25 protein-coding genes and 2 tRNA genes are annotated in these 25405 nt (G+C 48.6%); 5 read left to right on the top strand and 22 right to left on the bottom strand.

The features are described from left to right. Positions 1-322: 322 nt before the first annotated feature. From mutS to I0P70_RS16830, 5 genes are all read left to right on the top strand, one after another. Complete coding sequence (gene mutS / locus I0P70_RS16850) at positions 323-2953, top strand: DNA mismatch repair protein MutS (protein ID WP_196120215.1); 2631 nt, start codon at positions 323-325, stop codon at positions 2951-2953. Positions 2954-3119: 166 nt separating this feature from the next. Next, positions 3120-3192 (top strand) — tRNA-Gly (locus tag I0P70_RS16845). A gap of 82 nt (positions 3193-3274) precedes the next feature. Next, a tRNA-Leu gene (locus I0P70_RS16840) sits at positions 3275-3358 on the top strand. 415 nt (positions 3359-3773) lie between these two features. Continuing rightward, complete coding sequence (locus I0P70_RS16835) at positions 3774-4184, top strand: hypothetical protein (protein ID WP_196120213.1); 411 nt, start codon at positions 3774-3776, stop codon at positions 4182-4184. A 201-nt stretch (positions 4185-4385) separates the two neighbouring features. Next, positions 4386-5504, top strand: coding sequence for a hypothetical protein (locus I0P70_RS16830; RefSeq protein ID WP_230392255.1), 1119 nt, complete (start codon positions 4386-4388; stop codon positions 5502-5504). 104 nt (positions 5505-5608) lie between these two features. On the opposite strand, the gene I0P70_RS16825 is transcribed toward I0P70_RS16830, so the two are convergent. The 22 genes from I0P70_RS16825 to I0P70_RS16720 form a co-directional block, all read right to left on the bottom strand. Beyond that, positions 5609-5890: a DUF4242 domain-containing protein gene (locus I0P70_RS16825; protein ID WP_196120211.1), complete on the bottom strand. Its 282-nt coding sequence runs from the start codon at positions 5888-5890 to the stop codon at positions 5609-5611. A gap of 299 nt (positions 5891-6189) precedes the next feature. Continuing rightward, a complete protein-coding gene (gene rodA / locus I0P70_RS16820) occupies positions 6190-7515 on the bottom strand; it encodes a rod shape-determining protein RodA (RefSeq protein WP_196120209.1) in 1326 nt (441 codons plus the stop codon). Between the two features lie 3 nt (positions 7516-7518). Further along, positions 7519-9348: a penicillin-binding protein 2 gene (gene mrdA / locus I0P70_RS16815; RefSeq protein ID WP_196120207.1), complete on the bottom strand. Its 1830-nt coding sequence runs from the start codon at positions 9346-9348 to the stop codon at positions 7519-7521. Then, positions 9345-9869 carry a hypothetical protein gene (locus I0P70_RS16810; RefSeq protein ID WP_196120205.1) on the bottom strand — a complete coding sequence of 175 codons (525 nt, stop codon included), beginning with the start codon at positions 9867-9869 and terminating at the stop codon, positions 9345-9347. The genes mrdA and I0P70_RS16810 overlap by 4 nt, the downstream gene beginning before the upstream one ends. Beyond that, positions 9862-10725 (bottom strand): rod shape-determining protein MreC, encoded by an 864-nt coding sequence (mreC, locus tag I0P70_RS16805; RefSeq protein WP_196120203.1) that lies wholly within the window; start codon positions 10723-10725, stop codon positions 9862-9864. Before mreC ends, I0P70_RS16810 begins: the two co-directional genes overlap by 8 nt. Before the next feature lie 9 nt (positions 10726-10734). Beyond that, on the bottom strand, positions 10735-11760 hold the full coding sequence (locus I0P70_RS16800) for a rod shape-determining protein (RefSeq protein ID WP_007652384.1): 1026 nt from the start codon (positions 11758-11760) through the stop codon (positions 10735-10737). Between the two features lie 272 nt (positions 11761-12032). Continuing rightward, complete coding sequence (gene purH / locus I0P70_RS16795; protein WP_196120201.1) at positions 12033-13556, bottom strand: bifunctional phosphoribosylaminoimidazolecarboxamide formyltransferase/IMP cyclohydrolase; 1524 nt, start codon at positions 13554-13556, stop codon at positions 12033-12035. 145 nt (positions 13557-13701) lie between these two features. Next, the gene (gene purN, locus I0P70_RS16790; protein WP_196120199.1) at positions 13702-14295 is read right to left on the bottom strand and encodes a phosphoribosylglycinamide formyltransferase; all 594 of its coding nucleotides are present in this window, start codon (positions 14293-14295) and stop codon (positions 13702-13704) included. Between the two features lie 81 nt (positions 14296-14376). Continuing rightward, the gene (locus I0P70_RS16785; RefSeq protein ID WP_196120197.1) at positions 14377-14832 is read right to left on the bottom strand and encodes a DUF1801 domain-containing protein; all 456 of its coding nucleotides are present in this window, start codon (positions 14830-14832) and stop codon (positions 14377-14379) included. A 14-nt stretch (positions 14833-14846) separates the two neighbouring features. Continuing rightward, entirely contained in the window at positions 14847-15449 is a 603-nt protein-coding gene (locus I0P70_RS16780) for a hypothetical protein (protein ID WP_196120195.1), read from the bottom strand. An 88-nt stretch (positions 15450-15537) separates the two neighbouring features. Beyond that, positions 15538-16041, bottom strand: a complete 504-nt coding sequence (locus tag I0P70_RS16775; protein ID WP_230392254.1) for a PaaI family thioesterase — start codon at positions 16039-16041, stop codon at positions 15538-15540. Between the two features lie 56 nt (positions 16042-16097). Further along, positions 16098-16541: a Fur family transcriptional regulator gene (locus I0P70_RS16770; protein WP_196120193.1), complete on the bottom strand. Its 444-nt coding sequence runs from the start codon at positions 16539-16541 to the stop codon at positions 16098-16100. Between the two features lie 149 nt (positions 16542-16690). Next, a complete protein-coding gene (locus I0P70_RS16765) occupies positions 16691-17536 on the bottom strand; it encodes a geranylgeranylglycerol-phosphate geranylgeranyltransferase (RefSeq protein ID WP_007652371.1) in 846 nt (281 codons plus the stop codon). A 114-nt stretch (positions 17537-17650) separates the two neighbouring features. Next, complete coding sequence (locus tag I0P70_RS16760; protein WP_007652369.1) at positions 17651-17845, bottom strand: cold-shock protein; 195 nt, start codon at positions 17843-17845, stop codon at positions 17651-17653. A 118-nt stretch (positions 17846-17963) separates the two neighbouring features. Then, entirely contained in the window at positions 17964-18461 is a 498-nt protein-coding gene (locus tag I0P70_RS16755; protein WP_196120192.1) for an HAD family hydrolase, read from the bottom strand. A 93-nt stretch (positions 18462-18554) separates the two neighbouring features. Next, positions 18555-18797: a Fe-S cluster assembly protein IscX gene (iscX, locus tag I0P70_RS16750; protein ID WP_007652365.1), complete on the bottom strand. Its 243-nt coding sequence runs from the start codon at positions 18795-18797 to the stop codon at positions 18555-18557. Positions 18798-18863: 66 nt separating this feature from the next. Further along, positions 18864-19193 (bottom strand): 2Fe-2S iron-sulfur cluster-binding protein, encoded by a 330-nt coding sequence (locus I0P70_RS16745; RefSeq protein ID WP_007652363.1) that lies wholly within the window; start codon positions 19191-19193, stop codon positions 18864-18866. 110 nt (positions 19194-19303) lie between these two features. Further along, positions 19304-20083, bottom strand: coding sequence for a Rossmann-like and DUF2520 domain-containing protein (locus tag I0P70_RS16740; protein WP_196120190.1), 780 nt, complete (start codon positions 20081-20083; stop codon positions 19304-19306). Next, a complete protein-coding gene (locus I0P70_RS16735) occupies positions 20080-21225 on the bottom strand; it encodes a DUF563 domain-containing protein (RefSeq protein ID WP_196120187.1) in 1146 nt (381 codons plus the stop codon). The genes I0P70_RS16740 and I0P70_RS16735 overlap by 4 nt, the downstream gene beginning before the upstream one ends. A gap of 7 nt (positions 21226-21232) precedes the next feature. Continuing rightward, a complete protein-coding gene (locus I0P70_RS16730) occupies positions 21233-22150 on the bottom strand; it encodes a hypothetical protein (RefSeq protein WP_196120185.1) in 918 nt (305 codons plus the stop codon). A gap of 121 nt (positions 22151-22271) precedes the next feature. After that, entirely contained in the window at positions 22272-24869 is a 2598-nt protein-coding gene (gene ccsA / locus I0P70_RS16725; protein ID WP_196120183.1) for a cytochrome c biogenesis protein CcsA, read from the bottom strand. Between the two features lie 86 nt (positions 24870-24955). Further along, complete coding sequence (locus tag I0P70_RS16720) at positions 24956-25381, bottom strand: cytochrome c maturation protein CcmE (RefSeq protein WP_007652359.1); 426 nt, start codon at positions 25379-25381, stop codon at positions 24956-24958. Positions 25382-25405 lie beyond the last annotated feature (24 nt).

The following is a 25405-nucleotide window of genomic DNA, read 5'->3' as shown; positions in this document are numbered from 1 at the left end:
GCGTTTTTCGGCGCTCCACTGTTTGAGCGTTCAGCGAGTTTGGAGCGTCTTGATTTTTTTGCTTACTTTTTTCATCAAGGAAAAAAGTAAGGCCCCGCTGGCCAGGCGAAAAGGTGCCCGCTGCACAGGCGAAGCAATGAAACAAATCTGGTAGCTATACCTGCAGCAATAGCTACGCTAAGCATAAGCATTGAGACAGGTATAACCAGAAAGAGCTATACCTGGGCCAGAGGCCCCACCATAGCAAACACGAGCGCAGACGCTCGCGCCATTACATAATAAGATTAATCGGGAAGATGCTTCCCATCAAAGATATACAGGTATGAAAGGAGGAGACAACGGCACAGTAACCCCACTGATGAAACAGTACAACGCCATCAAGGCGAAGCATCCGGGTGCGCTGTTGCTATTCAGGGTAGGGGACTTTTACGAAACCTTTGGCGAGGATGCTGTGAGGGCAAGCAAGATATTGGATATCGTGCTAACCAAACGCGGTGCCGGTTCAAGCTCTGAGACGGCGCTGGCCGGTTTCCCGCACCACTCCCTCGACACCTACCTGCCCAAACTAGTGCGTGCCGGCGAACGCGTCGCCATTTGCGACCAGCTAGAAGACCCGAAATCGGTAAAAGGTATTGTGAAGCGGGGGGTAACCGAGCTGGTAACACCCGGTGTTTCCTTCAATGATCAGGTGCTCGAAAAGCGTAGCAACAACTACTTGGCTGCTGTGCACTTTGGCAAGACTGAAGCTGGTGTTTCTTTTCTGGATATCTCGACGGGTGAATTCATCACGGCGCAGGGCGACAAAAACTATGTAGGCAAATTGCTGCAGAGTTTGGCCCCGGCGGAAGTGCTTTTCTGCAAGCGCGAGAAAGAAACCTTTTTCCAAAGCTACGGCCCTGACTTCCGCTATTATGCCCTGGAGGAGTGGGTATTCAGCTACGACTTCGCTTACGAGTCGCTGACGCGGCATTTTAACACTACTTCCCTCAAAGGCTTTGGTATAGAAGGCATGCAGGAGGCGATTACCTCAGCGGGCGCTATCCTGCATTACCTGTCTGAAACGCACCATAATGAGATCAGTCATATCGCCACCATTTCCCGCCTAGAGGAAGACAAGTACGTATGGCTCGACCGGTTCACCGTGCGCAATCTCGAGCTGGTATACCCGCAGAATCAGGACGGCGTGCCGCTGATTCAGATACTCGATCAGACTACGACGCCAATGGGTGCCCGCTTGCTCAAAAAATGGGTGGTGCTGCCGCTAAAGGACGTGGTGCAGATCAAGCGCCGCCTCGACACAGTAGAGGCCCTAACCAAGCACTCTGAGTTACTTGACGAGCTATACCTGCACCTCAAGCAAATCAACGACCTCGAGCGACTCATCTCTAAAGTGGCTGTGCGCCGTGTGAACCCACGGGAGCTCATGCAGTTGGCGAAAGCTTTGGACGCGATTCAGCCGATCAAGAAAATGCTGGCTGCCAGCGGTATACCTGCGCTTGTAAAACTAGCCGATCAACTGGCACCGTGCGATGGCCTGCGTGAAGAGATTAAGAGTGTGCTCAAGCCCGATGCCCCGATGCTCACCAACCAGGGCAACATGATCAACGACGGCGTGAACGAGGAACTGGACGAGCTGCGCAAAATCGCTTTCTCAGGCAAAGACTATCTGGCTCAACTGCAACAGCGTGAGGTGAAAAATACAGGTATAAGCTCACTTAAGATTGCCTATAATAAGGTATTTGGCTACTATCTAGAAGTGACGCATGCGCACAAAGACAAAGTGCCTGCCAGCTGGATTCGCAAACAGACGCTGGTGAACGCCGAGCGCTACATTACCGAGGAGCTCAAGACCTACGAAGAGAAAATCCTGAACGCTGAGGAGCGCATCTATACCATCGAGTTTGGCCTATTTAACGAGCTTGTGCTGCAGGCGATGGATTACGTGGGGCAAATTCAGCAAAACGCCAAGGTCATCGCGGTCATCGACTGTCTGAGCGCCTTTGCAGGTATAGCCGTGGCCGGAAACTACGTGAAGCCGGAAGTGAGCGACAGTCATGTGCTCAACATCCAGAAAGGTCGCCACCCGGTAATCGAGAAGCAGCTGCCACTGGGGGAGGAGTACGTACCCAACGACATCTACCTCGACAACGAAGAGCAGCAGGTCATCATCATCACCGGTCCGAACATGGCAGGTAAGAGTGCCCTGTTACGTCAGACGGCCCTGATCGTGCTGATGGCCCAGATTGGCTGTTTTGTGCCTGCCGAGGCAGCGAATATCGGCATCATCGACAAGATCTTTACCCGCGTGGGCGCTTCGGATAACCTCTCGAAAGGTGAATCGACCTTTATGGTGGAGATGACCGAAACAGCCAGCATCCTGAATAACCTCTCGGACCGCAGTCTGGTGCTGATGGACGAAATCGGGCGTGGCACGAGTACCTACGACGGTATTTCGATTGCCTGGGCTATTGTGGAGCACCTGCACAACCACCCGAAGTTCCGGGCTAAAACACTTTTTGCAACGCACTACCACGAACTCAATCAACTGGCCGAAGACTTCCCGCGCGTGAAGAACTTCAATGTGTCTGTGAAAGAGGCGGGAGGTAAGATCCTGTTCATGCGCAAGCTGGTAGAAGGAGGCAGCGAGCACAGTTTCGGTATACACGTGGCCCAGATGGCCGGTATGCCGAACAGCGTGGTACTGCGTGCCGACGAGATCATGCACCACCTTGAGAAAGAGAAGGTGTCGGAGCATGCGCCGAAGCAGCGTATGAAGTCAGCCCCGAAGAACAACTACCAGTTGAGCATGTTCGAGCTGCAGGACCCGCAGCTGCAGCGTGTGAAAGAGCTGATGGAGCAGCTCGATATTAACACGATCACGCCTGTAGAGGCGCTTTTGAAACTCAATGAGCTCAAATTGTTGTTAAAAGATAAAGGCGAAGTGGTACGCTAACAGGTATAGCCGGGCAGTGGCTAAAGATTTTTAGAAAATTTTCTCGCTGAAAATCAGCACAAAAAGGAAAAGTGATAGAAAATTTTAGTGCTGCCTCTTGACTTCTGAAATTTTGTCTATATCTTTGTATCACTAAATCGCTAAGGGGTTTAGGGAATGACTAAAAGCGGGAGTAGCTCAGTTGGTAGAGCGCGACCTTGCCAAGGTCGAGGTCGCGAGTTCGAACCTCGTCTCCCGCTCAAATGAAGAAGATAAAAGACGTTGTGATAAGCAACGTCTTTGTTTTTTAAAGTCACCCCTCCGAAAAACGTTTCGGAAGGCGCCGGGATGGTGGAACTGGTAGACACGCAAGACTTAAAATCTTGTGAGCGCAAGCTCGTGCGGGTTCGATTCCCGCTCCTGGTACAAACAAATCTTGTTAGCTGTAGCTATCACAACAAAGCCCATTCAAATAGTATTTGAGTGGGCTTTGTCGTTTTATGGTTCCAGGGTTTCACTAGCATCCCCCTCACCGGATACGTTGCAGTATCTTACATTTACTAGCACAACTTTGCATAAATGGGTAAAGCCTGTTAAGTAGTTATGCAGCGCGAAGTACGTGGATAGAAAAGCTCAATCAGAAGTTTAAAACAATATGTAATTTAGCTTGTTACGAGCAATAGAAGAATAGCTTTTCAGTATAAATAGCACTATAATTTAAAGTGTTAAAGTAATAGAGCACACAGTTTAACTCTATTGCTTACCTTTGTAGATATAAGTCAATTTTAAGCAATTATTGTCCTGTACAGTGCACAAAGAGGTTAAAAATATATTTGGACGAGTGTTCTACAGGATAGAATACAATGAGTTGACCAATGTGGTAACAGCTACATGGTATGGCACTGCGACACAGCAGGACCTGAAAAATGCCGTTGTAGCGGGTTTAGGGCTGCATGAGAGCACACATTGCGCTTATAGGCTAAACGACAACACAGATTTTTCGAGTCCATGGGCCGACTCTGTCGCTTGGATAACAAAAGAATGGTTGCCACGTGCCTATGCAGCAGGTATACGCTACTTAGCCCATGTGGCGCGTCCAGGTTCTTTTGGTGAACTAGCAGGCGAAACGATCCTTCAAGGTAAGATTGGCTCTCAAATAGAAGTTGCCCTTTTTACAGATAAAGCTAAAGCACTAGGTTGGTTGCTCGATAAGCAGCAGGAGCAAAAGTCTATTCTAAAGGTCCGTTCGTAACGAAGAGGAATAAATCAGCCTAAACTTTTAATGTTGTTTGCGATGGAAGTTCGGTAACAGCAGCTAGCATAAGTATAAGAGTCCTTGTAACAATAGTTGCAAGGACTTTTTTTGTATAGAGAAGTCTTATTTTTGCATACCTAAAGAAGCACTTCCGTACAGGTTAAATCAGAAATTTGTCAGCAGTTAACAATACAAGTTATGAGCGCAGCACCCAGCGACTTCTTTTACACAGTGCGTACAGCTCCAGAAATAAAATCGGAGTTGCTGCCGCGTGTTTTTGAAGTATGGTCAACGGCCATGCTGCAGCAAACGAAATCGGCTGACCTTCCGCTGTGCTATATTGATTTGCAGCCTGTGCTGGACAGTAACCAACCAATGCCCGCTGTGCTACAACTGCTGCGGCAGGTATACAAAAGCACTGGCTCCCGAACAGATCTGAATAGAGGCACTAAGACTACCTTTTATGATGCTGAACTGCCTGCATTAGCCGAACTGAGGGAGAAGCTAGAGCAACTGCCTTTTTACCAGGACTTAGTGCATCCCCCTGCCATATTGCCTGAAGTGGATAATGAAGTGCTGCCGGAACAAATCCTGGAGGTAACCCAGCCTACTCTCGCCTTTCTGAATCCGATTGTGGAAGGTATGTCGCAGCAGGTGTTGTTGCGTGCTGCTGAAGCTGCCGGACCAGATGTAATGATGCTGTTTGACCCAAAGCTGCTGGATAGTGGCGTCAAAAAAGCCAAATCCGATAGTGTATGGCACCAACTCTTAGGGGAGAAACTAGAGAAGATAAAGGCTTTCTACAAGCAGAACAGAAACGCTGACAGGAGGGAAGAGTACTTATTTAATAGCTTTGAAGAAATCTTCCGGAACAAGGGCGCTTTCACCCTGCGCTTCCGAATCAATCTGCCAGACAAAAAGCAAACGAATTTTTACATGCTGCTGGTTGTAAAGTCGGCACAAGCTTACATAGGTATAAAAGAGCTGCTAACAAGGTATAGCGACTATCAGGAAGACGGCGTGCCGCTGTTTGGAGCTAATCTGCAGCATCAACAGATGTCCCTGTTTCAGGAGCATTACAAGTACTCCATCGCTGGTTTAGTGCAAGACCTTTCTCGACGGGCAACAGATTATAATAACCGCACAGTGCAGCAGGTACACGAAATGCACAGCATCGGTACCCATTACATTCTCGAGAACTACAAGGAGGCTTATGAGCAGCTACTGAGGCAAGGGAAAGTGCGTTTTATAAATCCCAAGACCGGGCAGGTTATTAGTAAGCCGACTTATACTTCTAAGATTAGGTATAGCGCCTGAAGTATTATTGAGCAGATAAGACAAAGCTATACCTGCTACCAGCGCTCAGCCAGCATATACCTGTAATTGCGGGTCACAGTAGCTCTAGTCAGGCCTGAAGTTTACTAAGCTGGTTGTTCCGCGGTGACCGGATCTATCATGGCATGCACTCTTTTTACAGAGTTTGCCGGGAAGCCACCTTGCTTTGCGTGTTCCCGCACCATTTCTTCGTCTGGCGCATTGTAAATACAATAGATCTTGTCATCCGTCACATAACTGTGTACCCACTGTATTTTTGGGCCCATGTTATCGAGTACACCACAGGAGGTCTGTGAAATGGACTGTAACTGCTCCTGCGTTAGATTACCAGCGCCCGGAACTTCTCTTTCAATTACATACTTAGGCATTTTGTTCTGTTTTAAAGTTGGCTTTAACTTGTCTCTAGCTGCAGTAACTGGTATGCGATGGGACTACTACATGTTAACGTTATATGCTTTTAGTAAGCTATTTCAGCCGACAGCAATTTAGTGAACAGCCTTTTTCCAAGGACCAAACTATTAGAGGTAGAAGTGCTTCGGGAGTATGTCTTATTTTTCGAAAGTGTACTGTCCCTCTGGTTAAATAGCGGGATAAAACAGGAAGCCCGTGCAGAAGGCTTGCTTCTGCACGGGCTTGTAAATTTTGATCTAAAAAAGTAAGCTATACCTTATCGTACCAACTCCCTGTTTCTGTTTGCGTCAATAGCCAGCAGGATAAAGAGCAGGATGGTAAACGACCACAAAGATGAACCTCCGTAGCTGAAGAACGGTAGCGGTATACCTACCACAGGCGCCAGACCGATGGTCATGCCCACGTTGATGACGAAGTGGAAGAAGATGACTGATACCACGCAATAGCCATAGGTGCGGCCAAAGACGGACTTCTGCCGCTCGGCAATGTACACGATTCGCATCATGAGCAGCAGAAAAAGCGCTATCAGGATGGTGCTTCCCACCCAACCGTGCTCTTCACCGATAGTGCAGAAGATAAAGTCAGTACTCTGTTCGGGTACGAAGTCAAATTTGGTCTGCGTACCCTCCAGAAAGCCCTTGCCCCAGAAACCGCCAGAGCCGATTGCGATCTTGGATTGTGTCACGTTCCAGCCATAGCCCAATGGGTCAGCCTCCGGGTTGATCAGCGCTTTGATACGGTTTTGCTGGTGTGGCTGCAGTACGTCATTTACGAAGTAGTCTACGCTGAAAACCATACCTATCACCAGCACAAAAAGCGCGATCATAGTCTTGAAGCGGCGCATCAGACGATAATCCAGGAACATGGCCAGACCCATGAGCGCGGCAATGCCAATTAGCAAGTACAGCTTAGGCACAAGCAGCGTCAGGATAAAAATAGCTGCTGCTGAGCCGCCAATAATTAGGATCAGCGGCGACATCCCTTCGCGGAAGAAAGCTAATATAAAAGCACCAAACACCAGGGCCGAGCCTGTTTCGTTTTGCAGGATGATGATAACCGCAGGCAGAAAGGTTATGGCCGCCAGAATCATCTGGTCTTTCATTTTCTGCTGACGCAAACTCACCTGGCTCAGATATTTTGAAATGGCCAGGGCCGTTGCAAACTTAGCTAGCTCTGCAGGTTGCAGACGAAAACCACCTCCCAAATCGAGCCAGGAGCGTGAACCTGCTACAGGATTGGCTACTGCCAGCGTAAAGAGCAGCAGGAGTATAATGCCGCCATAAATGGGAAAAGCCAGGTGCTCGTATACCTTATAATCGACTACGAGCAGCACAATCATCAGAATCACACCAGTGGCAATAAACGTTAGCTGCCTACCCGAATTGATGTCGAAGCTGAAGATATTCACTACGTTGTCGGGGCTGTATACCACGGCATAGATGTTCATCCAGCCTAGTGCAACCAGTACAAAGTAGATCAGCACGGTGAACCAGTCCAGGTTGCCAAACACGCTGGTTGTCTGGCGACGGCTGCTAGGCTGCACCACTCTCTCCTTAAGTAATCCCTGTCCTCCTGTTGGCATAGCTTACTTCGATTTAATGTTCAAGTACTCACGGCTCAACACCCACTTCTCCTGCTCCTTGATCGTCACAGTGTCCGTCAGGTACTTCTCGATCATCAGGCCCGCAATCGGCGCCGCCGACTGGCCTCCCCACTTACCGTGCTCCACATATACAGCAATCGCAATCTTGGGGTCTTCCATAGGAGCAAAGGCCACAAACACAGCGTGGTCAGGGCCTTGCGGGTTCTGGGCGGTACCTGTCTTGCCGCACACCGTTATACCTACTTTAGAAAGGTTGGCGCGACGGGCCGTACCAGCACGCACTACTTCGGCCATACCTTCTATGATCGGGTCAAAGTGCTGAGGCTTTACGGAAGTATAGTGGCGCTCGTAGTTCTCCGCCAAAGGCTTGCCGTCCTCGCCAATCGAGCGGATCAGGTGCGGGGTCACATAATAGCCCTTGTTAGCGACAATTGCCATAAAGTTAGCCATCTGCAGCGGTGTTACGCCCAGTTCGCCCTGGCCGATGCTGAGCGAGTAAATGGTAGAGTACTTCCAGCGGTTCTTGCCATACACACGGTCATACAGATCGGTAGAGGCAATAATACCTGACTTTTCGCCTGGTATGTCAATGCCCAGTTTCTTGCCGAAGCCAAAGGTGAGCACGTGCTCGCGCCAGTCCTTCAGTCCCAGGGAAGTATCAGTAAATGTATTTTTGGACTTGCCCTGGTTAATCAGCGCCTTGTAAGCCTGGAAAAACCACGGGTTGCAGGAGTGCTGCACGGCACCACGCAAATCGAGTGGCGATGGGTGCGGGTGGCAGTTCACAAGCGATTTGTTGCAGGCGTATGTTGTGTTAGGGTTTATCACGCCGTCTTCCAGTGCAATAAGGGCTTGCGTAAGTTTAAAGATAGAGCCCGGCGGGTTACGATCAGCCATGATTGGTCGGTTGAACATGGTCTTGTCCGGATCCTGCAGCAATGTCATGTAATTTTTGCCGTAGTCTTTGCCGGTGAACAGGTTCGGGTCGTAGAAAGGTGCCGATATGTAAGCCAGGATCTCTCCGGTCTTCGGCTCAATGGCCACAATGCTGCCTTTCGCACCGTTCATCAGGTGCTCGCCGTAGGCCTGCAGGTCCAGGTCAATGGTGCTTACCATGTTCTGGCCAGCCACCGAGAGGGTATCGTAAGCACCGTCTTTGAACGATCCTTTGTCGATGCCGCGCACGTTCACCATTTTGTACTTGACGCCCCGTTTACCCATCAGGTATTTTTCATAGGCCATTTCTATACCTGCCTTACCGATGTAGTCGCCAGGGCGGTAGCCTGCGTAAGTACTGTCCTCAAGCTGTTTGGGGCTGATTTCGGCGATATAGCCCAGCGCGTGTCCCAGGCTTTGGTGCGGATAGCCGCGGGCCGTACGGGCGTTGATGTAAAATCCGGGGAAGTCGATCAGGTTGTCCTGGATATGCGCAAAGTCTTCCGTGCTTAACATCTGCTGAAAGATAGAAGGCTTCACCCAGGAGTAGGCACGGGCTTTCTTGAAACGCTCACGGGCATCCTCCATCGTGATGTCGAGCATGCTGGCCAGGCGCAGTGTATCAATGTTGCGGGCCTCCTTGGGCACGATCATCAGGTCGTACACGGGCGTGTTCTGCACCAGCAGGTCGCCGTTACGATCGTAGATCAGTCCCCGGAAAGGATATTGGATAACCGTCTTGATGGCGTTGGTCTCGGCAGCCTGCTTGTAGCTGCTGTCCACCACTTGGATATAAAACAGGCGCAGCGCGTAGACGATGCCTACTGCCAGGAATATCGCTTGTATGACGTACTTTCTGTTTTCGAGATAATTCATCTATTCGCTCTCTTAAGGGAGAAGAACAGTAATTGTAGGATCACCATGACCACACCTGTAAACAACACGCTCAGTAAAATTTTAGGCACTGCGGCTGATAATCCCTCCAGGCTGAAAATTTCCAGCAGGAATACGGCCGTGTGATGCGCCAGAATCAGGGTAAGCGCATAAGCCAGAAACCAGCGCCAGCCCATCACATGTATGTTCACTGAATCATTGGTATCGTAACCATCCCGGGGCGTGAGAAGGTTCAATATCATGGGTCTTAAATAGGCGAGCAGCACGCTGGCCGCCGCGTGTATGCCCATGGTATCGTAAAAAATATCCACCGCAAAACCGGCTATAAAGCCTAGGAAGAGCAGCAGCACACGGTTCATGTTAATGGGCAGGAACAGCAGGAAAGCAATGTAAATAAAGCTGAAGCCGGTACCGAAGAGTACCAGGCTGTCCATTAGCAGTATTTGCAAAGCCACAAACACGACAAACTGCACGATATGTCTTATACCTAAGCTGCTATTCATGGGGTAGTATACCTGCTTCGTGTTCTAATGAATCCTGTTCCGGCCGGCGTGGGTTTTCGACCACATACACATAGGATAGCTGTGCAAAGTCAACGGCCAGCTTTACTCGGATAGTATAAAAGCTCTTGTCAAGCTCGCGTTCCACCTCACTGATCGTGCCCACCATGATGCCTTCCGGGAAAACGGTGTTATAGCCACTGGTCACCACGGTATCTCCTATTTCCGGCTTGATGTGCAGCGGGATATAGTCAAGAAGGGCGGTACGGTAATCGCCCCCCGTCCATTTAATAGTGCCGAAGGTGTTATTTTTCTTAATCTTGGCCGAAATCAGCATTTGCGAGTGCAGCAGCGACGTAACTGTCGCATAGTGCCGCGAAACCGTTTTCACACGACCCACGGCGCCGTTCGGGGAAATGACGCCCATGCCCGGCTTTACTCCATCCAGACTGCCTGCAGCGAGTGTCAGGTAGTTGTTGGTGCGACGTACCGAGTTGTTGATCACCCGTCCGGCATGCAAAATAAAGGGCTCCGACTTGGAAGAGTCGGAAACGGCGTAGTAAGTTGTGTCGAGCTGGTCGGTGCTGTCTGCATCGGCCTCCTGCCTGTAGTACATCAGCTGCTGGCGCAGGACGGCATTCTCCTGGGCTAGCGTGCTGTTAACAGACGCCAGCCTGAAGTAATCGGTTACGCCGCTCTGAAACTCCAGCACACGCCCTACATAGGTGTTGGCGGAGTTGAACATGGCAGCTCCCTGGTACGTGTTGTAACGCACGATCAGGAAAATGCAGAGTGCCTCCAGCAGCACGAATATAAGGAACGCACGGAACCGGTAAATAAAAGCAAATAGATTCCGCATGCGCTACTCTTAGGTCAGCAGGACGTTCTTGAAGCCTTCTAAGTTTTTGATAGCCGCACCCGTGCCACGCACCACCGCTCTGAGCGGATCTTCGGCAATGTGGATCGGCAGTTTAGTTTTGGCAGCCAGACGCTTGTCGAAGCCACGCAGCAAGGCACCACCACCTGTCAGGTGAATGCCGTTGTCGTAGATGTCGGCAGACAGTTCCGGTGGCGCGATCTCCAGCGCCTTCAGCACCGCTTCCTCGATCTTAGAAACCGATTTGTCCAGCGCAATCGCGATCTCCTGGTAAGTTACCTTGATCACCTTCGGTATACCTGTCATCAGGTCACGGCCACGTATCTCGTAGTCAGCCGGTGGGTTCTCCAGCTCCGTCAGGGCAGAACCAACTTCGATCTTGATCTTCTCGGCAGAGCGCTCGCCAATCAGCAGGTTGTGCTGGCGGCGCATGTAGTCGAGTATATCTTTGGTGAACACATCGCCGGCGATGCGGATAGACTGGTCGCACACGATACCCGAAAGGGCCACCACGGCAATCTCCGTCGTACCACCCCCGATGTCCACGATCATAGAGCCAATCGGTTGCTCCACGTCAATGCCTATACCTATCGCAGCGGCCATTGGCTCTTGGATCATCCACACCTCTTTGGCTCCGGCATGCTGGGCCGAGTCACGTACGGCACGTTTCTCCACCTCCGTGATACCCGAAGGAATACAAATCACCATGCGGTGCGAAGGCTGGAACAGGCGACGACCTGTGTCAATCATCTTGATCATACCGCGGATCATCTCCTCGGCTGCGTGGAAGTCGGCGATCACACCGTCTTTCAGCGGACGAATAGTCTTGATATTTTCGTGGGTTTTTTCGTGCATTTGCATGGCGTTGCGGCCAATGGCAAGTACACGACCCGTGGTGCGGTCCACGGCGATGATGGACGGCTCGTCCACCACAATCTTATCGTTATGAATAATCAGGGTATTGGCGGTACCCAGGTCAATGGCTATATCGCTGGTAAGAAAGTTAAATAGTCCCATTCTTAGTTTGTAAAGGCGTGCGGCTGCCTGTTATATGTTTAATATACAATATTTCCAATCAAAAACTAGCCGCAAAATTAGTGATTTTCAGCGGAATTAATAATGCTGAGGCGGAAGAGGTAAAAGTTTTCAATTTTTTTCTTGCCCTCGTTCCATACAATTCTCTTTGATGACCTACATAACGCAGGTATGGGTATAAAATTGGATGGCGCACTAAGTAAAAAGCCCCACCCTAGGGGTGAGGCTCTTGAGGTTGCGAATGCTATACCTGTTTAATGCTTGAAGTGGCGCACGCCTGTCATGACCATTGCCATGTTGTGGGCGTCGCAGTAGTCAATCGAGTCTTGGTCCTTGATAGAACCGCCCGGTTGCACAACTGCTTTTATACCTGCCTGGTCGGCAATCTCCACACAATCCGGGAACGGGAAGAAAGCGTCTGAAGCCATCACTGTTTTGCTAAGGTCAAAGCCAAAGCCTTTGGCCTTCTCGATGGCTTGGCGTAAAGCGTCAACGCGGGAAGTCTGTCCCACACCGCTCGAAATCATCATTTTGTCGGTAGCAAATACAATGGTATTGGACTTGGTGTGCTTGCAAACTTTGGCTGCAAAAACTAAAGCCTTTTTCTCTTCAGCTGATGGCTCACGCTTGGTAACTGTTTTGAAATCGGTTTCTGTCTCAGTTTTCAGATCTTTGTCTTGTTCGATTACCCCGTTCAGGAGTGTCTTGAACTGCTTGGCTGGCAGCTCTACTGGCTTCTGCTTCAGAAGAATGCGGTTCTTCTTAGTGCGCAGCAAGTCCAATGCCGCTGTGTCGAAATCAGGGGCAATCAGCACTTCGAAAAACAGTTTGTTCAACTCCTCGGCTGCACCCATGTCGATGGTGCGGTTAGCAATGATCACGCCACCAAAGGCTGAAACCGGATCTGTAGAAAGGGCAGAAAGGTAGGCTTCTTTGATCGTCTCACCTGTTGCGCAACCGCAGGCGTTGGTATGTTTCAAAATAGCCACAGCCGGCTCCTCGAACTCAGCGCCCAGTGCCACAGCCGCGTCTACGTCCACGAGGTTGTTGTAAGAAAGCTGCTTGCCGTTAAGCTGCTCAAACAGGTCTTCGAGCTTGCCATAGAAGGTGCCTTGCTGATGCGGGTTCTCACCATAGCGTAGCGGAGTAGCCTCACGCACACTCTGCTTGAACACGTTGATATCCTGCTCTTTGCTCAGGTAGTTGTAGATATGCGTATCGTAGTTCGAGGAAATGTCAAAGGCCTTGGCTGCGAAACGCTTGCGGTCTGCCAACTCAGTCGCGCCGTCTTTTTCTTTCAGCAAGTCCACCACCTCGTCGTACTGTTCACGCGACGACACGATCAGCACGTCCTGGAAATTCTTAGCGGCTGCTCTGATCAAAGAAATGCCGCCAATGTCAATTTTCTCGATTACATCCGCTTCTGAAGCGCCTGATGCTACGGTTTCCTCAAATGGGTATAGGTCTACCACCACCAGGTCAATTGGCGGAATCTCGTACTGCTCACGCTCAGCCAGATCGCTCTCGTTGGCACGGCGGTGCAGAATGCCACCGAACACTTTCGGATGCAGAGTCTTCACACGACCACCGAAAATGGATGGGTAGGCCGTCAGGTCTTCTACGGCCACTACATCAGCTCCTTGCTCTTCCAGGAAAGCTTGTGTGCCGCCGGTGGAGTAAATCGTTACGTTGTGCTGCTTCAGGAGCTCTACTAGTGGCTCGAGGCGATCTTTGTAGTAAACCGAGATAAGTGCGGATTTGATTTTGACAGATTGCATGGCTTTTATGGGCTAATGGGTTAATATCTTAATGGGCTAATGCGATAATGTGTTAATCGTGTTTTGTGTTAAGCTTCAGGTATAGCGGTTTCGGTAACTGTACCTGCTCTTGACCTACTCTTTTATTGAAGGTATTGCTGACTTGCTAGTTCCTTGCTGTTTGCAGCACCAGTTTTTCCACGACCTCGGGCAAGTACTTATGCTCCAGCTCCAAAACGCGGGCAGCTAGCATTTCGGGCGTGTCGCCAGGATGAACAGGGCAGCGCTCTTGCAGCACAAACTCGCCTTTATCATACTCCTCGTTCACGCGGTGGATGGTTATACCTGACTCCTTATCGCCCGCCGTAATAACGGCCGTGTGCACGTTGAGGCCGTGCATGCCTTTGCCACCGTACTGCGGCAACAGGGCAGGGTGGATGTTGATGATCCGGTCAGGGAATGCCTGAAGGAAGTTCTGAGGTACCAGCCAAAGGAAACCGGCCAACACGATCAGGTCAGGCTTAAAAGACTGTACCTGTTCCAATACTTTGCTAGAGTTATAAAACTCGTCGCGGGAAAATAAAAAAGCCGGGACGTGGAAGGTCTCGGCTCGTTTGAGGGCATACGCTTTCGGGTTGTTGGCGAACAAAGCGGCCACACGAATCTCTGGGTGGTGCTCGAAGTACTCCATCAGGCGCTGTGCATTGCTGCCCGAACCCGAAGCAAAAATGACTATATTTTTTTTAGCTGCTCGTTCCAAAGTAAGGCTTTGTAATGAAGCTGCAAATATAGCGGGTTTGGGTATACAAGCCAGCAAAAGAACGCAGAAAAGGTATGGCTTTTATCGCTTAAGCACCCGTTCGTATAGTTCAATCCACTCCTGCGGGGTCATCTTCGAAGCCAGTTCACCCATCAGCTCCAACGGCACATGCTCAGGTTTTTTGAAACGGATACAGCTTTTGCCCATGTCGAGTTTGAATTTGCTGTGCTTGGGGTGCTCTTCTTTAAACCAGCTCAGCAAAGCTTCATCAGCATAGATGCCCATGTGGTAAACTGCGATGTGGTTCTTCTGCGAAGCGATGCCCATAAAAGGAAGCGGCTGTTTTGGATCACAATGGTAGCCGGATGGATATAGCGTATGCGGCACCACGTAGCCCAACATGCCATAGCCCATCATTTCCTCAAAACCAGCGGGTATATTTTGTGCGATAAAATTCCGCAGATCATACATGATTTGTTTCCTGTCTTCAGAAAGTTCGGCCAGGTATAGCTCAGGTGTTGTGGCAGTAGATTGCATGGGTATAAATAAGGTCAGATTTTCAATAACAACCAATTTTCCGGGTTTGTATCTTCAGCATTGGATGGGTATTTTATGGTTTGCACCTCCTCGGCCATAAGTGAAACATCAAGCATAATCTTCCAGGGACCATTGCCAAATGCCGACCTGCGGATTTGGTATTCCCAGCCTTCGTCCTGCAACTGCACCACTTTCCAGCGGCCGTCTTCCTGCACATCGTCGGGGCGGTAGTAGTTAGCGTGCCACTTGCCCTGGTTCGTCCACCATTCCTTCCACGGACCCCATTCGCCGTTCATTAGTTTTCGCTCACCCAGTTTGCGGGAGGCATGCAGATTTACAATACTCTCAGGTCCATCTGCCAGGTATAGCTCCATCCAGCCACTGCGGTAGTTTTGTACAGGCGCCTGTACACCAATGTACACGTAGTCTGCCGACTGCTTCAGGTATAGCATTATATCCTCCTGTACTTTGAGCGTCTTGGCGTCAGTCCACTCGCCAGCGCTGAATCGGCCGTCAACCATGACAGGCTTTCCCTTGGGTATAGCAACCTGATCAGGAGCGTGCCTGGAACCTATGCTTGCAAGAAGCAACCAGGGCAAAATGAATGATTTGATCATAGTCTTATGGTTAGGCTACATTCTTTATGGAAGAGAATATAGTATAAATATACTAATAACCATACAGCTATGAAATAGCCTTTCGATGCTATACCTTAAGCTTTGCCTTTAATGACCAGGTAAACCGAAACTCCGCTACTTTGTCACCTGATTCGTCAGTGCCAATGCTGGTGGCTACTACCGTTACACCGGCGCCTGTGACCTTTGTCTGGTCTGCCGCCGCCTTTATACTCGGTCCGTCCTCACAGGTGAACGTGATTTTTCCTACAGCCTTTTTCGAAAAGTCTCCTTCCATGTGCACCACCAGCATCGATACCCCCGGATCTGACTTGTAAGTTTGCGCCATGCATAGCAAGCCTGTAGAAAGCTCAGCCGCCATGCTCAGGCTGGCGAAATAGATAGAGCCGAAAGGGTTTTTATTGAGGTATTTATAGGGAATTGTCACTTCAGCACGTTCTTCTGAGATAGAGCGTACACGTAAGTCAGCCATGTAGGCCATGGGTAGCTTGGCCAGCATGAACAGCCGTAGCTTATTGGGGGAGGTAGCTAATTTGCGGAATTGGTCAGCAGTGGATGGGGCGGTTTCGGCCATAACAAAGAGTTATTTAAAGGTTTTGCATACGCGTTCAGAGCCATCAGGTATGGTTGCTATGCGCTTATCAGTTGTTCTTTTGGTTGCAGCACGCATTTATCGCACACACCTTGCACGCAAAACCGGAATTCCTCTACCTGATACCCCTCTGGCATCCGAAGTGTAGGTACGTATACCTCGTTCAGACAGTAAGTATGCCCGCAAGCAGTACAACTGAAGTGGATATGGTCATGCTGGTGTCGGTGCCGGTTACAGGCCTGCTGGCAGAGTGCATAGCGCGTAATGCCATCGGTGCTGGGTATGCTGTGCAGCAGTCCATGCTCCTTAAATGAATGCAGGGTGCGGTACAGCGTTACCCGGTCAAACTGCGGGCCGAGCTGCTGCTCAATGGCGGCATGAGCCAGTGCATGGCGATGCTCAAGAAACAATTGAAGCACCTCTATACGGCACTTCGTCTTGCGAAGCCCATAGGCCTCGAGTAATTGGTGAAGTTTGTTCATAAGATAGGGTAGGTTCGGGTACAGGTATTCGCTGCGCAGACAAACGAACTATGTAAATAACAAAAAGCAGATCTAAAACGCAAGGCCTAAGCGGCTGGCAGTCTGTTGCTTCAGGAAAAACCCAAATATGCCTGGAAGGGGATACAGTTCTAATTGATCAAAAGCATGGACAGGATGCCGGTCAGCATAATGAACTTGCCCAAGTTGCTCAGGAATGTGAAGTCACGCTTGCGGTCGGCCCGTACCAGCTTCACCGTCATCCAGATACTTGGAAGGAGTACAAGCAGCAGCATGTATACATCAAAGCCTATACCTGTGACGGGGTGGAAAATAACCAGAAGCAGGAAAGCCTGAAAAAGTGCGATGATTGGGTATAGCGCATATTTGGCCCGTCGTATACCCAGCACAATTGGTAGTGTTCGGCAGTCAAAAGAAGCATCGCCCCGCACATCCTCCATGTCTTTTATGATCTCCCGGATAAGTGAGATCATAAAAGCAAACACTGCATAGCTAATCGTGATGTTGTTGAGTTTACCTGCATACACTGCTACCAGCAGGAGCATGGAGGCCCCTAGGAGCGCAACGACAACATTGCCTACAAGCGGCATTTTCTTGAAGCGGGCCGAATAGCCCCAAAGTAGCAGGACAGCCCCTAAGTTGATAAGACCTACCGGAATCGAGAGCCAGAACCCGAGTGCTATCCCTATAAATGAAAGCACCATGTGTGTGAACATGGCAGGCCGCCGCCGTATGCTCTTCCCGACTACCACACGATCTGGCTTATTGATGGCGTCGATTTTTATATCATAGTAATCGTTGATAATATAGCCGGCTGCGGCAATACATACCGTCGAGAGCGTCAGCAGCAGGAAGCCGGGCGTGGCTATACCTGAAAAGTTTATACCTGCACTCAGTAAACTGGCCTGTACCAGCGCCTGGCTCAAGATGATGAGCAGTAAGTTGGGAAAACGGATGAGAGACAGAAATTCTTTCAAGACAGGGTAACAGGTATAACAGCGACAAAGTTAAAACCGGCATGTGGTACTGCAAACAAAGGGCATAAAAAAACCCCTTGTAGGAAGGGGTTTTCTTTGCGGTGTAGAGTAGAATCAGATTCTCTGTACGTTTACCGCATTGATTCCTTTTTTGCCTTCTTGCGTATCGAAAGCTACTCTGTCGTGCTGCTGAATCTGCAGACCGTTCAGGCCTGTCACGTGCACGAAGAAATCCTCATTTGTTTCGTCTTCGGTGATGAATCCGAAGCCTTTTGACTCAATAAAGAACTTTACTTTTCCTGTCTTCATAAAAATGAAAATAAATAATTTTTAAATAAACTGTCTGTAAGATTAAAAAATAATTATATATATGCAAATATTTATGTAAAAGAAATTTGCTATTTGATTAAAGAAAAGTATAATGTGATCACCAAGTGTCCTGCGCTTTCATGATTTTCTCAATCAGTTCACGCACAGCACCCTTGCCGCCATCTTTAGTTGAAATGAATGTGCAGACATCGCGTATGTCATCTGCTGCATCAGCAGGACAGGCTCTCAAGCCGCAGCGCTGCATTGCCTCCAGGTCTGGCATGTCATCGCCCATGTACGCTACTGTAGCGGGGTGTATACCTTGCATGTAAAGGTAGTTTTCCAGCGCTTCCACTTTGTCGTCAGCTCCCAGGATGATGTCTTCTATCTCCAACTCCTCTAATCGTACCCGCACCCCAAGCTCGTTTTTGGCCGAGATTATGGCCACGTTGTAGCCCTGCCGAATGGCGTGTTTGATGGCAAAACCATCTTTGATGTTAAAAGCACGGACTTTCTCGCCGTCGGCGAATACATACAGGAAGCCGTCGGTAAGTACACCGTCTACATCAAAAACGAAGGTGTTGATGCGGCTAAGGTCAGGTTGTGTGATGGACATAGTGTAAAAGAAAAAAGGCCCTTTCTGGTGAAAGGACCTTTAAAAATATAGATTTAATTTAATATAACGAATTTTTCAGGGCTGAATATCAGCTTAGTCCTGGTTGTCGCGCCACTCGTATACCCAAGCCGCCTGAATCTGCTCCAGATGGCCTTCGTTAGACTCTTCGCGCTTGCCAACAAAATTCGGCAGCGAAAGTACCCAGTCAAGCAATTCGGTAAAACGAACGCGGTATATCTTTGACTCGTTGAAGTCATCGCCAAACTTCTCGTACAGCGCCATGGCTATGTCCTCGTAGTCATTCCAGTGAATTGGCGGTTCATAATTCTTATCCATGTGTTTATCAGTTATTTGGATGTTCGGTTATGTGATAAGCGGTTTTGCCTAGTGATCGGCGACAAATTAGTGGCCCAGGAAGTCTTGTGGCGGTATGGTCACAACAACATCTTCGTTGCCCTGCACCACACACTGGCACCCCAGGCGGGAGTTGATGCGCGGGTCCACGGCACGGTCAATGTAATCCTCTTCTTTGTCAGTAATCTCAGGCAGGTCGTCCATACCCGATTCAATATATACATGGCAGGTGCTACAGCCGCATACGCCGCCGCAGTTGTGCTGCAGCTTGATGTCGTTATTCAGGGCCACGTCCAGCACCGACTCGCCTTCCACCGCAGGGTGAACCTGGTCAGGCGAACCATCGCTAAACTTAAAGGTTATATTTACAACTTTCATCTGTCTTTCTATTTAAGGTGCAAAGTTATGAAACCCGCCCCCCGATTCAAAGCCGGGCGCTTTATACCTTCTTCGAATAAAACAGTATGACCGCTGAATAGGTTACAGGTTTACTCCTTGAGGTGCTGAGCCTGGATGCTTTGAGTGAGCAGTTGGTATACCTGCTGGTAGAGTGGCTGGTCTTGCAGCAGGCGCAGGTGCTCTTCTATCACATTCTGATCGTGACGCACTGCTGGGCCTGTCTGCACATCGAAAGGGTGCTGTTGCATGGCCTTGGCAATGGTTTCCTGTATGAGGGGTTGAAGCAGCGTATTAGGCAGGTCTGCCTGTTGGAGCAGTTCCCGGCTTATACCTAGCAAGTGATTGGTAAAGTTGCATGCGAATACAGCCGCCAGGTGGAGCTGTTTTCTCTTAGTAGAACTCACCTCGTATACCTGCTCTGAAATACTATTTGCTACGAGCTGTAAAGAATGTAATGTTTCTGGCGCGGTAGCTTCCAAAAGGATTGGGATATTTTTGAAGTCGACCGGTTTAGACTTGGAGAATGTTTGCAACGGATAAAAAACCCCTGTCTGTGCGCCTGCTATACCTTGCAATGCTGCTAGCGGTTGCGAACCTGAGGTATGAACCACAACCGCATTCTGAGGAACTTGTAACTGTGCCGCTACTAAAGCCAACGCCGCATCGGGTACCGCAATCAGGAACAGTTCAGCGTTAATATTACGCATATCTAATGAGTCCAGTGCCATAGCTGGCGCCAACTCTTCCGCCAGTTCTTCCCGGTGGGGTGGGGTTGGGCTATACACTGCTACTATCTTATGTCCAGCTTGCTTTAAGGCTTTACCCAAGTGCCAGGCTACGTTACCAGATCCTATGATAGCTGTGTTCATTGGTTTGTTTCAAAATTTGTTTGAAGCCATTTTTCTACTTCTGACAAAGGTACTGTGTAACACTCCATTTCATCCCCTTCAGAACCTACAATAGCTGTATAGTCAAAATTTAGTCCTTTGCTTAAGAGCATGTAGTGCGCCTTCATTATTTTGGCTGGGTGAAATTCTAATACATGGCATTTCTCAGCGAAAAGAATGTTCGTCAGGCCTGCTCCATGCGAAGAAACGACGGCCTCAGCATCATAAAAGAGTTGAATTTGATCTTTATAGTCTAGGTCTTCAGCCCATATTGTAATGAACCCGAAACTTTCCAGCAGAGCTATTAATTCCCGTTCATTCAAGATGCGGCGAAGTCTGGCTTTTGAGCGGCTGATGTACACGCGTTTTATGGGATTGTTGCGTTTAATCTTGTAGCCACCCCAAAGTTTTTCCCTCAGCCACTGGCTAACATCAGGTGGTAGGTACGCGCTAAAAGTAGCAGCTACAAAAGACGGAAGATAAAAGTTAGCTATTTTGATCTTTTGGTGTTTGCTGATATACTTTAATTTGATGTGTGGGTAGTCACGCAACAAATAACTCAGCATCTGCTTTTGGTAAGATTGTGCTCCATTCCACATCAAAAGTGTGACTGGCTCTTTTATCAGCTGCGTGATAATATAGACGCGTGGTAGACAGTCAATCAACCAGTGTGAGATATTATTGTCAGCCCAATGGCTGTGTTGTATGGTCGTATATACTCCGTCTTTGTAGGTATGTGGAATCAGCAAACTGAAGTCCCGAAAAGCCTTTGTTGCTGTAAGTCTAGTTACACTTGAGGCTGATTCGACGATTAATTTATGGTTGAGCAGAATAGCTCCGGTATGGCTTAAAAAGGTAACATCCTTTAGTTTATAAATTGAAAGCTCCTTTTGTCTATGCCCCAATGCATAATCTGATTCAAAATAATTATAAGACGCTGCACAAGCTTTCAGAAATGCCTTCTCTTCTTCTGTAAACTCTAACTCATATTCTTCAGTGAGATTGATTTTCTCACCTCGGCCATGGAGGTAGGAGAAGAAGGGATAATAATTGAATAGGCGTAATGTCACATAAAAGGCGCTGTTGATTTTACGTTTAAGTATTTTAAAAAAAGCAGATGCCATACCTCGCCTAGTGAATTGTAATTTCTTCTATACCTGAAATTTCAGCTGCTACTTGCGAGAAGGAGCTGTAATAGGACCCTAGCACTTTACTGGTTTTAGATAGACAATATAAATCAATCAAAGCTTCTTGTATACCTTGGGCAGAACTTCTACTATAGCTGCTTTTCGGGCATATAGTAATTCTATTGGAGTATCTATTTAGCAATTCTTTTTCAGTTTCTTCACAATCTGTGGCTAAAAAGAAGTTCGCATTATTATTATCAATTTCATGTTCTATCGCGCTAATAAAACTTTGTATTGGGCTGTGTTCGATAGCCATTTTATGATCGCTACGACGTATATGTACACCTACCGTATGTAAGAAGCGCTTACTTAATTCATTTATCTGACTTTGTAGCTTGTCGATTGGTATGAAGTTCTGTGCATAACGTTGGCCAGAGGCCAGTTTCCAGGCGGAACAAACAAAAGCACTTCCTTTACTATTTAGTACCTGCACTAAAGGATTAATGTGTTTGAATGATTGCACCTCATAGTCCTTCATATCCCGAATGTTTTCAGGTTGTATAGAAGTGTCTATTTGAGCTACTGCATGCCCAATATCTTCATACCATATCTCTGCGTTGATATCTAGCGTTTTTTTGGTTAGTGCATACAAGCTTTTTTTAGTGAGGCTTGTCGGCTTAGAGCCCGGTAGATAAGGGAACAAGGCTTTTTTTCCTGCCCATTGCTTCTCTTCAATGACATCGAAATTTAGAGATGGCTTAAACAGGTCAGAATATTTGCAGTTGAGCCATTGGTCTCTTCCCCAGAACACAACAAGTCTTTTTCCAAGTTGCTCTGCCAATGTAACGCCAGAATCAATGGCTCGCATTCTGTTACAAAGCCCCCCTACAGGTTTAAGGTATAGTTTATCGATACTGTTCATTGGAAAACTAAAGGTAAGCAATTGATTTACTTTCTGTCAATTTTTAGAGCGGGGGAAACTGTGTAAACAAATAAGGCAGGCTTTTTGCAAGCCTGCCTTATCCAACTATGGTCCAGTATGATTACGCCACCTGTGCTTTCCGCTCTTCTCTCACCTTTGTTACTTTCCCTTCACCACCATTACCTTCTTTATTACGACGAACAATCGCCATGACAAAGCCGATAGACATAATGATAGTGCCGATCCAGAGAATGTTCACGAATGGCTTCTCCATTGCTTTCAGGATGATGTAGTCTTTCTGCGTCACATTCACACCGATTTTGAACTTATGGTTCTCAGTGTCGATATTCAGGAAGGTGATGCGTATACCCAGGTCTTCGATGATTTCTGGTACGCGACCCATCATCTGGTCTTTAATCATCAGCACAGGGTGGGCATGATAGTTCTTGCGCTCGCCCATGATCTTCATGGCAGCCTGAACCGCTACGTCGCCTTCGGCCAGCTGTACACCCGGTACTTGCTCGATTTGCTCAATGCCATTAAACACTGCGATGTAATCGTTGATCACTAGCGTGTCACCAGCAGAAACTTCATACTCCTGCAATTCACCCCAGTCCTTTTCTTCATTTGGATCTGGTACCGTAGATACGTGCGTGTACAAATCCTTGCCAGCGAAATGCTTGATGTCAGGAGAAGCCAATAGGCCCATGTTCGGGTTCACTTGCGCTCTTGGGTATAGCACGAAGTTTTCCTTCTCGCTTGCATAGCTCACTTCGTAGTAAGTATTCTCCGGAGAAATCAAGTCCAGCGTATCGCCTGTCTCAAAATATACCTTGTCTTTTACCTGAATATTGCCACGGGCAATGGCCTTGTACATATCGTCCGTCTGGTACAGAAGCTCCTTGTTTACGTAACCCGGAACGCCTTTTACTTCCTGGAACTGACCGTGGTAGCTTACCTTGAAGCGGTCCATCTGCACAGGGGTGTTGCGCCACAGGAGCACGTTGTCGCGGTTAATTTCGTCCGGAAACTCGCGTGAGTAAAGCATACCGGAGTTGTTCTGCGAAATGATGTTCGAGTAACCTGAGGAGAACAAGATACCAATCAACATCAGCGCTATACCGATGTGCGCCACGGCACCACCTGACAACGTTATTTTCTTCTGCAGCAAACCAAGGATAATGCTGAAGTTGGCGAATACTGCGAAGAGCGATACCACAAACAACAGGATGTATACTGGGTTGTCGAGCTTGAAAGTAAAGATATCAAACTTGTTAGACAGGATAATCACCAAGCTGGCAAAAAGCAGCGTAAGCATAAGTGGCATGGTGATGGCGTCTTTGAAGCTCTTCTTGTTCGCTTTTTTCCACCAAAGTAACTGGCCAATACCTGTCAGGATGGCGATAGCCACACCCGCCCAAAGTTGGAACTTAGTGTAGTGCGCAATCTGGTCGGCAGGCAGGGCTGCGTTAGATTCTATACCTATGAAGCCCAAGAACGAGTTGTAAACAGGTATAGAAGTCGTTACGAGTACTTGGAAGGCGGCTAAGCAAAGCACGGCAGCACCGATAAATACCCAGAACTCTGCACTGTAAGTTGAAAGCTCTTTCTCTGTTGTCGGGATTTTCTTCCAATTGTAAACCAATAGGCCGATAGCCAGCACCGTGAAAGCCATCATGTATGTGAACAGCTGACCTGACAGACCTAAGTCGGTGAAGGAGTGTACAGAGGCGTTGCCCAAAATACCACTTCGGGTTAGGAAAGTAGCATATAGAATCAGGACAAAAGAAGTAATCACTAGAATGAACGTAGCGCGCAAACCTTGCTTGCTACGGCGGTAAGCGATCATGGTATGGATGCCACCTACCAGCACGAGCCACGGAATGTATACCGCGTTCTCAACCGGGTCCCAGTTCCAGTAACCACCGAAGTTCAGCGTTTCATAGGCCCAGTAAGCACCCATCATGATACCGATACCCAGCGTCACGGCTGCAAAATGTGACCAAGGCAACGCAGGACGAATCCACTCGCTGAATTTGCCTTTCCAAAGACCGGCAATGGCAAAAGCAAACGGAACAAGTGAAGCAGCATAACCCAAGAACAGGGTTGGCGGGTGGATCACCATCCAATAGTTTTGCAACAGTGGGTTTAGACCCGTGCCATCAGCTGGCTTAAAGTTCGGGTCCATGGCAAACACCGGGGCGTCGGCCATGAAGTCGCGCATGAGAATGAAAGGGGAGGAACCCAGCTTAAAGTCGCCGATCACCACACCCAAAATCATAGAAGAAATGAAAATCTGCACGAAAGAGAAGATAGCCATCACAGGCGCTTCCCACTGTTTGTTTTTCTTACCCGCGTTCATCAGCACCACGCCCAAGGCCACGTGCCAGAACATCCAAAGCAGAAACGAACCTTCCTGGCCTTCCCAGAAACAGGAGATCATGTAGTGCACCGGCAGATGGTTCGACGAGTGGCTCCAAGCATAGTAGTACTCGTAGCGGTGCTCGTAAATGATGTTGAAAAGACTGAAGATGATGGCCACAACCGCTATACTGTGCACGTAAAAGGCACCACGTGCCAGTTTGCGCCAAGTCGTATCGCCGCTCTCTTCGGTTTTCTGGCGCGCGGCCATAAAATAAGCATAGGAGGCTACGATGGCCGCTACAAAAGCAACAATCACACTGGCGTGGCCAAAGTCTCCGATTAGCGTATTAATCATTTCTGATAGTTAAAAGTGTAAAGTTAAAAGTCATGAGTTGTGCGGTGCTAAGAGTATTGGCTCTTATCTCTCAACTCTTAACTTATTTATATACCTGCGGTGTTGGTTTGGATTTCGTTCTCCGTGTACTTGGATGGGCACTTGAGGAGTATCTTGTCAGCCACGAACACTTCGTTCTGCATGTTGCCTGTAATCACAACTTGCTCAGATCGTTCGAAGTCCTGTGGTTTTGGGTTGAAGTAAACCACCCGCTGTTCGAAGCGATTGGTGTCTACCAGCGTGAAGGCGAAATAGTTCGGGTCCTTCATCGGTTCATAATGCATGCCTACGATGTGGCCCTGATCATCTTTTTTGAGGCGACCTACCACGTGTACTTTGGTAGAGTTGCCGTCTTTGGCCAGCTCAATGGCATCGCCAAATGAAACATAGGTGCTCGCGTCGCCAGCCGTGGTCATGATAATGCCAATGGCCATGGCGATAACGATAATGCCGATGATGTGTGACTTTTTCATCTTTATCTGATTATAGATACTCTG

Source organism: Pontibacter sp. FD36, assembly GCF_015686655.1.
GTDB lineage: Bacteria > Bacteroidota > Bacteroidia > Cytophagales > Hymenobacteraceae > Pontibacter.
This window is presented reverse-complemented; position numbering and strand designations above follow the sequence as displayed.

Excerpts from the sequence above, each read along its gene's own strand:
- rodA (WP_196120209.1), bottom strand. The coding sequence starts at position 7,515 with ATGCCAACAGGAGGACAGGGATTACTTAAGGAGAGAGTGGTGCAGCCT.
- mrdA (WP_196120207.1), bottom strand. The coding sequence starts at position 9,348 with ATGAATTATCTCGAAAACAGAAAGTACGTCATACAAGCGATATTCCTG.
- I0P70_RS16810 (WP_196120205.1), bottom strand. The coding sequence starts at position 9,869 with ATGAATAGCAGCTTAGGTATAAGACATATCGTGCAGTTTGTCGTGTTT.
- I0P70_RS16800 (WP_007652384.1), bottom strand. The coding sequence starts at position 11,760 with ATGGGACTATTTAACTTTCTTACCAGCGATATAGCCATTGACCTGGGT.
- I0P70_RS16760 (WP_007652369.1), bottom strand. The coding sequence starts at position 17,845 with ATGAAGACAGGAAAAGTAAAGTTCTTTATTGAGTCAAAAGGCTTCGGA.
- I0P70_RS16830 (WP_230392255.1), top strand. The coding sequence starts at position 4,386 with ATGAGCGCAGCACCCAGCGACTTCTTTTACACAGTGCGTACAGCTCCA.
- mutS (WP_196120215.1), top strand. The coding sequence starts at position 323 with ATGAAAGGAGGAGACAACGGCACAGTAACCCCACTGATGAAACAGTAC.
- I0P70_RS16755 (WP_196120192.1), bottom strand. The coding sequence starts at position 18,461 with ATGTCCATCACACAACCTGACCTTAGCCGCATCAACACCTTCGTTTTT.
- I0P70_RS16775 (WP_230392254.1), bottom strand. The coding sequence starts at position 16,041 with ATGGCCGAAACCGCCCCATCCACTGCTGACCAATTCCGCAAATTAGCT.
- I0P70_RS16730 (WP_196120185.1), bottom strand. The coding sequence starts at position 22,150 with ATGAACAGTATCGATAAACTATACCTTAAACCTGTAGGGGGGCTTTGT.
- I0P70_RS16780 (WP_196120195.1), bottom strand. The coding sequence starts at position 15,449 with ATGATCAAATCATTCATTTTGCCCTGGTTGCTTCTTGCAAGCATAGGT.
- I0P70_RS16770 (WP_196120193.1), bottom strand. The coding sequence starts at position 16,541 with ATGAACAAACTTCACCAATTACTCGAGGCCTATGGGCTTCGCAAGACG.
- I0P70_RS16745 (WP_007652363.1), bottom strand. The coding sequence starts at position 19,193 with ATGAAAGTTGTAAATATAACCTTTAAGTTTAGCGATGGTTCGCCTGAC.
- ccsA (WP_196120183.1), bottom strand. The coding sequence starts at position 24,869 with ATGATTAATACGCTAATCGGAGACTTTGGCCACGCCAGTGTGATTGTT.
- I0P70_RS16785 (WP_196120197.1), bottom strand. The coding sequence starts at position 14,832 with ATGCAATCTACTGCCACAACACCTGAGCTATACCTGGCCGAACTTTCT.
- purH (WP_196120201.1), bottom strand. The coding sequence starts at position 13,556 with ATGCAATCTGTCAAAATCAAATCCGCACTTATCTCGGTTTACTACAAA.
- iscX (WP_007652365.1), bottom strand. The coding sequence starts at position 18,797 with ATGGATAAGAATTATGAACCGCCAATTCACTGGAATGACTACGAGGAC.
- I0P70_RS16740 (WP_196120190.1), bottom strand. The coding sequence starts at position 20,083 with ATGAACACAGCTATCATAGGATCTGGTAACGTAGCCTGGCACTTGGGT.
- I0P70_RS16720 (WP_007652359.1), bottom strand. The coding sequence starts at position 25,381 with ATGAAAAAGTCACACATCATCGGCATTATCGTTATCGCCATGGCCATT.
- mreC (WP_196120203.1), bottom strand. The coding sequence starts at position 10,725 with ATGCGGAATCTATTTGCTTTTATTTACCGGTTCCGTGCGTTCCTTATA.
- I0P70_RS16735 (WP_196120187.1), bottom strand. The coding sequence starts at position 21,225 with ATGGCATCTGCTTTTTTTAAAATACTTAAACGTAAAATCAACAGCGCC.
- I0P70_RS16825 (WP_196120211.1), bottom strand. The coding sequence starts at position 5,890 with ATGCCTAAGTATGTAATTGAAAGAGAAGTTCCGGGCGCTGGTAATCTA.